Genomic DNA, 828 nt, shown 5'->3' with positions numbered 1-828 from the left:
CCCCGCCTACGGGTACCCCGGCCCCGCCGGAGCGAGCCCCCCGGCCGACCCGGGGGGCTATGACGCGCCCGGTGCTCCCGGCGGCTTCGGCCACGGTGGCGACCCGAACGCGACGGCCCAGGCCGAGCTCTGCCCGCAGTGCCGGACGCCCCGTGAGCACATGGCGCCGTTCTGCGAGGAGTGCCGCTGGAACTTCCTCACGAACACCGCGACCTCGTACACCCCGGTGGCCCCGCAGAACGTGCCGTCGGCGCAGCGGCCGACGGGTCCCCCGCCCGGTCTGAACCTCCCGCCGGGCTTCCAGGCCACGCCGCCGGGCCGGCCCGAGCCGCAGGGACCGCAGGGGCCCCCGCCGGGCCAGGACCCGTTCGGCTACCAGGGTTCGCGGCCCTCGCAGGTCAACCGCCCGGCCGAGCCGCTGGGCGGCGAGCCCACCCACCACCAGGCCCCGCCGCAGCGCCCGCCGGCGCAGCAGCCGCCCGGCCCGGCGGGTCAGAGCGACCGGTTCGGTCCGCCCGGCGAGGGCGACCGGTTCGGTCCGCCCGGCCAGGGTGACCCCTTCGGTCCTCCCGGTCAGCAGCCGCCGGCGCCTCCGGCGTACCTCCAGACGCCGGCCGCGCCCCCGGGCGCTCCGGCGCAGGCTCCGCCGGCGCCCGCGCCGCCGCAGCCGCGCGGGGACGACGACTGGGTCCTCTCGCCGCCGTCGCATCAGGCACCGCAGCCTCCGCAGCAGCACCAGGGGCACCCGCCGCAGCCTCCGCAGCACCACCAGGCGCCGCCTCCACCGCAGCAGCACCAGGCGCCCCCGCAACCTCCCCAGCACCAAGC

The 828-nt window shown here is 79.5% G+C and carries 1 pseudogene; it reads left to right on the top strand.

Going from position 1 to position 828, the window contains the following annotated elements:
- Nucleotides 1–828: pseudogene (locus tag EAO70_RS36695) on the top strand (phosphopeptide-binding protein); the annotation flags it as partial.

Source organism: Streptomyces sp. adm13(2018) (assembly GCF_008042145.1).
In the GTDB taxonomy this organism is placed as follows: domain Bacteria; phylum Actinomycetota; class Actinomycetes; order Streptomycetales; family Streptomycetaceae; genus Streptomyces.
Note: the sequence above shows the minus strand (reverse complement) of the source record. Positions and strands in the feature narration are given on the sequence as shown.